Below are 8,152 nucleotides of genomic sequence, written 5' to 3' on the forward strand. Positions count from 1 at the left end.
CGTCCGCGCTGGCCGCCTCCTACGGCGAGGGCCTGCGCTGCCTCCGGGCCCTGCGGGTGCTCGGCCGGGCCGGGGAGGGCGCCTCCGCCCGGGCGCTCGGCTTCCTCGGCGTGCTGCTCGGCGACGGCCACGACGTGGACGGCTTCGTCGGCGCGACGCTCGGCCCGCTGCTGGCGTACGACGCCCGGCGCGGCACCGAGCTGGTCCGCACCCTGCGCGCCTACTTCGACTGCGGCGGCAGCCTGACCAGGGCCAAGGACGAGCTGCACGTCCACGTGAACACCGTGGTCCAGCGGCTGGACCGGGTCGAGGCGCTGCTCGGGCGGGACTGGAACCAGCCGGAGCGGTCGCTGGAGCTCCAGCTCGCGCTGCGGCTGCAGCTGCTCGCGGGGGGCTGAGCGGGGCGGGGCGGCTGAGCAGGGCTGCTGGGCGGGGCAGGGCTCGGGTCGGGCCGCTGCCCGCAGGCGGCTGAAGGGGTTCGGACGGGCTGGGCGTACAGTGGCGAGGTTGGTCTCGAACGCCTGGCAAGGAGCGGCAGCGGTGAGCGAGAACGTGCGTTTTGTTCGCATGGGCATAGGTGAGCGGACCGTGCCCTACCAGGAGGCCTGGGAGGAGCAGCAGCGGCTGCACGCGCTGCGGGTCGCGGACGAGATCCCCGACACCGTCCTGCTCCTGGAGCACCAGTCGGTGTACACCATGGGCAAGCGCACCAACCCCGCCGACCTGCCGCTGGACGGCACCCCGGTGGTCGAGGTCAACCGCGGCGGGGAGATCACCTGGCACGGCCCCGGCCAGCTGGTCGGCTACCCGATCGTCAAGCTGCCCGACCCGATCGACGTCATCGCCTACGTCCGCCGGCTGGAGGAGGCGCTGATCCGCACCGCCGGCGAGTTCGGCATCGACTCCACCCGGGTCGAGGGCCGCAGCGGGGTCTGGGTGCTGGGCGAGTCCATCCCGGACGCCGTGGTGGACCCGGCGCAGGTCGTGGACATCGGCAAGCTGACCCTGCGGATGGGCCTGCCGCTGGGCATCGACCCGCGCCTGGCCGGCCCCGAGTACGCGCCCTCCAACGCCGGCCAGCGCGGGGACGACCGCAAGCTCGCCGCGATCGGCGTGCGGGTCGCCCGCGGGGTCACCATGCACGGCTTCGCGCTCAACTGCGACCCGGACATGACCTGGTTCGACAAGATCGTGCCGTGCGGCATCCGGGACGCGGGCGTCGCCTCGCTCACCGGCGAGCTGCGGCGCGGGCTGTCCGCCGCCGAGGCGGCACCGGTGGTCGAGCGGCACCTGGCGGCCGTCCTCGCCGAGCTGCCGGAGCCGGCGCTCAGCCGCTGAGCCCCGCCGCCCGGCTCCGGCGCACCGCCGGACACCTGCCCTGATGCGTCCTGACGGCCGTCCGCCCCGATGACCGTCCGCCCCGCTGTCCTGACGGCCGTCGGAAATCCCGGCGGCCGCTGGGAATCTACCGACCGGTAGCCATGTTGCCCTGCGATTGCAGGGCAACAGGCCCGACGAAGGCCGTACAACCACAGGCGTACCCTGGGGGTACCCCGTCTAGTTCTAGGAGTCGCACGTGTCCGCTGTCGCGCCCGACGGCAGGAAGCTGCTCCGCCTGGAGGTCCGCAACAGCGAGACCCCCATCGAGCGGAAGCCCGAGTGGATCAAGACCCGCGCGAAGATGGGCCCGGAGTACAACGCCCTCCAGTCGCTGGTGAAGAAGGAGGGGCTGCACACGGTCTGCCAGGAGGCCGGCTGCCCCAACATCTTCGAGTGCTGGGAGGACCGCGAGGCGACCTTCCTCATCGGCGGTGACCAGTGCACCCGCCGCTGCGACTTCTGTCAGATCGACACCGGCAAGCCCGCCGAGTTCGACCGCGACGAGCCGCGCCGGGTCGCCGAGTCCATCGTCACCATGGACCTCAACTACGCCACCATCACCGGCGTCGCCCGCGACGACCTGGAGGACGGCGGCGCCTGGCTGTACGCCGAGACCGTGCGCCAGGTGCACGCGATGACCGCCGACCGCGCGGCCGGCCGCACCGGCGTCGAGCTGCTCATCCCCGACTTCAACGCGGTGCCCGAGCAGCTGGCCGAGGTCTTCTCCTCCCGCCCCGAGGTGCTCGCGCACAACGTCGAGACGGTGCCGCGGATCTTCAAGCGGATCCGCCCGGCCTTCCGCTACGAGCGCTCGCTGGACGTCATCACCCAGGCCCGCGCGGCCGGGCTGGTGACCAAGTCCAACCTGATCCTCGGCATGGGCGAGACCCGCGAGGAGGTCAGCCAGGCGCTGGCCGACCTGGTCGGCGCCGGCTGCGAGCTGATCACCATCACCCAGTACCTGCGCCCCTCGCTGCGCCACCACCCGGTGGAGCGCTGGGTGAAGCCGCAGGAGTTCGTCGAGCTCCAGCAGGAGGCCGAGGAGCTGGGCTTCGCGGGCGTCATGTCGGGCCCGCTGGTGCGGTCCTCGTACCGGGCCGGCCGGCTGTACCGGCAGGCGCTGGAGCGGCGCGAGCAGGCCGCGGTCTGACGGTCTCCTGACCGGTTCGGTCCGATCGGGCCGGTCGGACCGTTCGGTCCGGCCGTGCTGTTCAAGCCAGGGAAAGGGCGGAGCTTCGGCTCCGCCCTTTCGGTTTCACCACGCTTTGACGGCCTGGTCACGGGCTGGTAACACGGGGTGGGGACGCTGGACGCCTGGTGAGTGTTCGATTCTTCTCGGCCACCACGGCCGGCTCGGTCACCACGGCCACCACGGCCGGCTCACCCGGCTCGGCCGGCTCGGCCCCCATCAGCCCGGAGAGGAGCTGTTCGGCATGCGGATGCGGATCCGATCGGTCGGAGTGGCACTGCGGTACGCCGAGAGCGTGCTGCTGGCCCCCGGCCAGCAGCACGCGCGCCGCAACGCGTGGGCGGCGGTGTGCGAGAACCGCCGGTACGCGGCGGACCGCCGGCACGACGACGCGGAGGCCGCCCGGGCCACGCCGCAGCCCCTCTCCACGCCCCCGGTCCGTCCCGCGCCGCGGACCCGTTCCACGCCACGGAAGTGAGCCCCCGGCGTCGCTGTGCGCGACGGCGCACCGGCGCGCGGGTCACGGTTGGGGCGAACGGGTACCCGGGCTTGGATATCCCGTACCCGTGCCACGTACCATGAGCGTTATGGCGAGGGAAACATCCGAGAACCCCGGACGGCTGAAGCAGATCCGTCTGGCGTACACCATGACCAAGAAGGTCGACACCAAGATCGGCCTGATCATCGCCGGCGTCGGCCTGCTGACCTTCGGCGTGTTCCTCGCCATCGGCTTCGCGATCGAGCATCCCGTCTACCTGGGCATCCTGGGCTTCATCGTGGCCGTGCTGGCCATGGCGATCGTCTTCGGGCGCCGGGCCGAGCGCGCCGCGTTCGGGCAGATGGAGGGGCAGCCGGGCGCCGTCGCGGCGGTGCTGAACAACATCCGGCGCGGCTGGAGCTCCAACAGCACCCCGGTCGCGGTCACCCGTAGCCAGGACGCGGTCTACCGCGCCGTGGGCCGGGCCGGTATCGCGCTGATCGGCGAGGGCAACCCGAACCGGGTCCGCCAGCTGCTGGCCTCCGAGAAGAAGAAGATGGCCCGTGTGGTCGGCGACGTGCCGGTGCACGACATCGTGGTGGGCAACGGCGAGGGCGAGATCCCGCTGAAGAAGCTCCAGATCCACCTGATGCGCCTGCCCCGCGCCATCACCGCCGCCCAGGTCACCGAGACCAACGACCGCCTGCGCGCGCTGGGCGACCTGCTCTCCAAGGCGCCGATCCCCAAGGGTCCGATGCCGAAGGGCGCCCGGATGCCCAAGGGCGGCCAGGCCCGCTGACCCCTCCCCCGCCCCTCACGACACGAGAACGGCCCCGCTGAATCCTCAGCGGGGCCGTTTCGGCGTCGTCCGGCATCTGCTGCCGGGCTTGTCCGGACCGTGCTAGATCCGGACCTCGACGGTGCCGACCGCCTTGTCGTGCAGGCCGCGGGTGTCGCGGTCCCAGACCAGCGGCGGCACCACCAGGCAGAGCAGCAGGGTGCGCAGCAGGACCTGCGGGATGGTCGCGCGGCGTCCGTCCAGCCGGACCACCCGGAGGCCGAACAGCCGCTTGCCGACCGTCGTGCCGGTGGTGGACAGCATCAGGGCCGCGACGAGGAAGTACAGCGGGCTGGTCCACAGGTTGGCCTCGGCCTGGTCGCCGCGGGCGATCAGCCCGTACGAGATCAGGGCGACGAGCCAGCCGTCCACGAACAGCGCGCCGATCCGGCGGCCGGGGCCGGCGATCGAGCCGGGGCCCTCCTTGGGCAGCCCGAGGCGCTCGCCGCGGTGGCCGAAGTCGGCGCCCATCTTCTCGGCGGCCGCCCGGGGGCCGTCGATCCACGATCCCAACGCTTCTCTGGTGTCCACGAATCCACACTAACCGGGCTGACGGGTCGCACCGCCACCGGCTCCCCTCCGGCCGGGGCATCACCCCCGACCGGGTGAATCGTCATCCCGGCGCCCTTCCAAGTGGTCCAGACCACTTGCGGAAGGGTGCGCAGCTGGGCGGGGTGATTTGTACCGTCCCGTACATCTTTGCCGCCCCCGAGGCGACCGTGGTTAACATCTAGGAAACGAGCGGGTCACCGGCTGGAAACGACCCATTCCTATGGTGAGCCCAATTCGCACGCCGAGGAGGATGGATGTTCAACAACGCCGCCGAAGTGAAGCAGTACATCCAGGACAACGACGTGAAGTTCGTCGATGTCCGGTTCTGCGACCTGCCGGGCGTCTTGCAGCACTTCTCCGTACCTGCGGCGACCTTCGACCCGTCCGAGATCCTGATGTTCGACGGCTCGTCGATCCGCGGCTTCCAGGCCATCCACGAGTCCGACATGGCCCTGGTGCCGGACCTCGCCACCGCCCGCCTCGACCCCTTCCGGGCCGAGAAGCACCTCAACATCAACTTCTTCATCCAGGACCCGGTCACCGGCGAGGCCTACAGCCGCGACCCGCGCAACGTCGCCAGGAAGGCCGAGGCCTACCTGGCCTCCTCCGGCATCGCCGACACCGCGTACTTCGGGCCCGAGGCCGAGTTCTACGTCTTCGACTCGGTCCGCTTCGAGACCAGCGCCAACGCGTCCTTCTACCACATCGACTCGGAGGCCGGCGCCTGGAACAGCGGCGCCGCCGAGGGCGACGTGCGCGGCTACAAGGTCAAGTACAAGGGCGGCTACTTCCCCGTCCCGCCGGTCGACCACTTCGCCGACCTGCGCGCCGAGATGTCGCTGGAGCTCGCCAAGGCCGGACTGGAGGTCGAGCGCCAGCACCACGAGGTCGGCACCGCCGGCCAGGCCGAGATCAACTACAAGTTCAACACCCTGCTGCACGCCGCCGACGACCTGATGCTGTTCAAGTACATCATCAAGAACGTCGCCTGGCGGAACGGCAAGACCGCCACCTTCATGCCGAAGCCGATCTTCGGCGACAACGGCTCCGGCATGCACGTCCACCAGTCCCTGTGGACCGAGGGCTCGCCGCTCTTCTACGACGAGCAGGGCTACGCCGGACTCTCCGACACCGCCCGCTACTACATCGGCGGCCTGCTGCGGCACGCCCCCTCGCTGCTGGCCTTCACCAACCCCTCGGTGAACTCCTACCACCGCCTGGTGCCGGGCTTCGAGGCGCCGGTCAACCTGGTCTACTCGCAGCGCAACCGCTCCGCCGCGATCCGCATCCCGATCACCGGCTCCAACGCCAAGGCCAAGCGCATCGAGTTCCGCGCCCCGGACCCGGCCTCCAACCCCTACCTGGCCTTCGCCGCCATGCTGATGGCCGGCCTCGACGGCATCCGCAACAAGATCGAGCCGCTGGAGCCCGTCGACAAGGACCTCTACGAGCTGGCCCCCGAGGAGCACGCCAACGTCCCCCAGGTCCCCTCCTCCCTCCCCGCCGTCCTGGAGGCCCTGGAAGCCGACCACGAGTACCTCCTCGCCGGCAACGTCTTCACCCCGGACCTCATCGAGACCTGGATCGACTACAAGCGCACCAACGAGATCGCCCCGATCGCCCTCCGCCCCCACCCCCACGAGTTCGAGCTCTACTACGACCTCTAGAAGCGCCTCTGAGCTGCGGAAACGCACTGCGGAAACGCCAGCCGCCCGACTCGCGCCGAATGCTCTGGGGCTCGCGATGTGAAACGAGAGTGCACTGAGTTCGATCTCGACATGAGTTCTGTAGTGCCTGACCGCGAACCCCTGGCGGCCCACTCTGGCCCCAGAATCTCCGCCACCCAGGTGCGACGAGCTCCGGCAAATGCACGCCTATAGGCCCCTCTCAATCGAAGTCGCAATGGCGCGAAGGCGCTTCGCCGCCGATCGCGCGTCACCGATCCGGTAGGTCGCGTAGCGCGGATCCTGCACATCCTCAGTGCTCCGCACGATGTCCAGGTCGAGGCGGTCGAACAGCCTGAACGTGTCAAGCAGTTCGTCGACGTTCGGCGCCAACGGCGACCCGCGCTCGATCAGCGAGACGTCTCATGTCGAAACGTCCTCCTCCGTCTCCAGCTCGGTCTTGAGTCGGGAGATGACAAGGGACAGGATGTCGAGCTCGCGCTGCCGCGTGCCGATGAGCCCGGCTAGCCTGGACAGCCCGTCCGGCGCCTCGAACAGCATCCCGACATCCGCTGGCCGCAGCCCGAGGGCGTCGGCGGAGCTGACGACCTGGCCCAACTCGTCGGCAGTGATGAGCACCCACTGCTTCCGCTTGACCATGTTCTTGATCGTGTCGCCACTGAAGGCCGGGCCGATGATAGCGACGTACTCCGCGAAGCGCTTCTCCTTGTGCGTGTCGATTGCCACATCGCTCACGTGTTGTGCGTGACCCGACCGGGTGACGTCGACTTTCCGTCCACGATCGAGGTCCGCAACGACCCGTTGCCGTCGCACCACGGCACGAGGATGTCAGTGTCACCGGAACCGCTGATGCGCTAGACGCGGGGTCGTGTCCCGTGAAGTGGTGTAGGGGTCGTGCGCCAACGGTCATGAAGTCGGCGGGAGTTCGTCGGGGATGCGTTCGCTGGGGTAGATCTTGTCCATGCTGCCCTCGGGCAGGTAGCGGCGTGGGAAGGCAATCCATTCGTCGTGCATCTCGAACAGCACGGCGGTGACCAGTCGCAGGAGCGCGTCGTCGTTGGGGAAGACCTGGACGACGTCGGTGCGGCGTTTGATCTCGCGGTTGATCCGTTCCAGCGGGTTGGTGGACTAGATCTTCTTCCAATGTCGTTCGGGGAAGGCCGCGAAGGCGGTCAGGTCGTCCTTGGCCTCCAGCAGCATCGCTCTGACCTTGGAGAACTGCTTGCCGAGCATGTCAGCGACGGTGTCGAGCTGGGTGCGGACCGCGGCTTCGGCGGGCTGGGCGAAGATCGTGCGGATGGTCGCGGTGCCCATCTCGCCGGCGTCCTTCGGGATGACCGCGAAGGTATTGCGCAGGAAGTGGACGCGGCAGCGCTGGTAGGCGGCGCCGAGCATGACCTTGCGGATCGCCTTGACCAGGCCGCCGTGGTGGTCGCCGATGACCAGGCGGACCCCGGAAAGGCCGCGCTCACGCAGGGAGCGCAGGAACTCGGCCCAGAACACCTCAGTCTCGCTGTCGCCGACCATCAGCCCCAGCACTTCGCGGCCGCCGTCCTCGGTGATCCCGGTGGCCACGACTACGGCCCGGGAGACGATCTGGTGGTTCACCCGCGCCTTGCAATAGGTCGCGTCCAGGTGGATGTAGGGGAAGCGGGTGTGGCCGAGGGGCCTGTCCCGGAAGGCGGTGAGCTGCTCGTCCAGGTCGGCGCAGATCCGGGCGGTGGCCTCAGCCTCGATCAGCTCCTGCAGGAGCCGCTGAGTCAGGTCCTGATCAACTCGGCTCCGTCTGCCGTACGCAGTGACTCCATGAGGCGGAGTAGGTCAGACTGGGACAAGGCCATCGTGCACCTCTCACTCAACGAGCATGCCTACTCGGAGAGTTGCGCGATGGCTGCTTCATGACCAGGGGTTACGCCAAGATCCCTGCTACACCACTCCGCGGGACGCCACCGGACGCGGAAGCCCATGTGCCTGAACGCGCTTTCGATGTACAGCTGGGACTATCAGGATTCCGGTGTACGGCACCCGTT

The 8,152-nt window shown here is 69.4% G+C and carries 8 protein-coding genes and 1 pseudogene; 6 read left to right on the top strand and 3 right to left on the bottom strand.

From position 1 onward, the window contains the following. The 5 genes from AE652_RS29015 to AE652_RS29035 all read left to right on the top strand — a co-directional run. The coding region (locus AE652_RS29015) for a CdaR family transcriptional regulator (RefSeq protein WP_049656810.1) at window positions 1-398 on the top strand (398 nt) is incomplete at its 5' end. A gap of 169 nt (window positions 399-567) precedes the next feature. Then, window positions 568-1,338, top strand: coding sequence for a lipoyl(octanoyl) transferase LipB (gene lipB / locus AE652_RS29020; protein ID WP_049656811.1), 771 nt, complete (start codon window positions 568-570; stop codon window positions 1,336-1,338). Between the two features lie 238 nt (window positions 1,339-1,576). Next, window positions 1,577-2,530, top strand: a complete 954-nt coding sequence (gene lipA / locus AE652_RS29025) for a lipoyl synthase (protein WP_049656812.1) — start codon at window positions 1,577-1,579, stop codon at window positions 2,528-2,530. Between the two features lie 283 nt (window positions 2,531-2,813). After that, entirely contained in the window at window positions 2,814-3,047 is a 234-nt protein-coding gene (locus AE652_RS29030) for a hypothetical protein (RefSeq protein ID WP_049656814.1), read from the top strand. A 109-nt stretch (window positions 3,048-3,156) separates the two neighbouring features. Continuing rightward, window positions 3,157-3,846, top strand: coding sequence for a DUF4191 domain-containing protein (locus AE652_RS29035; protein WP_049656816.1), 690 nt, complete (start codon window positions 3,157-3,159; stop codon window positions 3,844-3,846). A 102-nt stretch (window positions 3,847-3,948) separates the two neighbouring features. On the opposite strand, the gene AE652_RS29040 is transcribed toward AE652_RS29035, so the two are convergent. Continuing rightward, the gene (locus AE652_RS29040) at window positions 3,949-4,416 is read right to left on the bottom strand and encodes an RDD family protein (protein WP_074000874.1); all 468 of its coding nucleotides are present in this window, start codon (window positions 4,414-4,416) and stop codon (window positions 3,949-3,951) included. Between the two features lie 275 nt (window positions 4,417-4,691). Between AE652_RS29040 and glnA the strand changes: the two genes are divergently transcribed. Beyond that, window positions 4,692-6,104, top strand: coding sequence for a type I glutamate--ammonia ligase (gene glnA, locus AE652_RS29045; RefSeq protein ID WP_049656821.1), 1,413 nt, complete (start codon window positions 4,692-4,694; stop codon window positions 6,102-6,104). A 420-nt stretch (window positions 6,105-6,524) separates the two neighbouring features. On the opposite strand, the gene AE652_RS29055 is transcribed toward glnA, so the two are convergent. Further along, window positions 6,525-6,857, bottom strand: a complete 333-nt coding sequence (locus AE652_RS29055) for a hypothetical protein (RefSeq protein WP_049656826.1) — start codon at window positions 6,855-6,857, stop codon at window positions 6,525-6,527. A gap of 171 nt (window positions 6,858-7,028) precedes the next feature. Then, window positions 7,029-7,910, bottom strand: a pseudogene (locus AE652_RS29060) (IS256 family transposase); the annotation flags it as partial. Between the last annotated feature and the right edge of the window lie 242 nt (window positions 7,911-8,152).

This window comes from Kitasatospora sp. MY 5-36 (assembly GCF_001182915.1).
In the GTDB taxonomy this organism is placed as follows: Bacteria; Actinomycetota; Actinomycetes; order Streptomycetales; family Streptomycetaceae; genus Kitasatospora.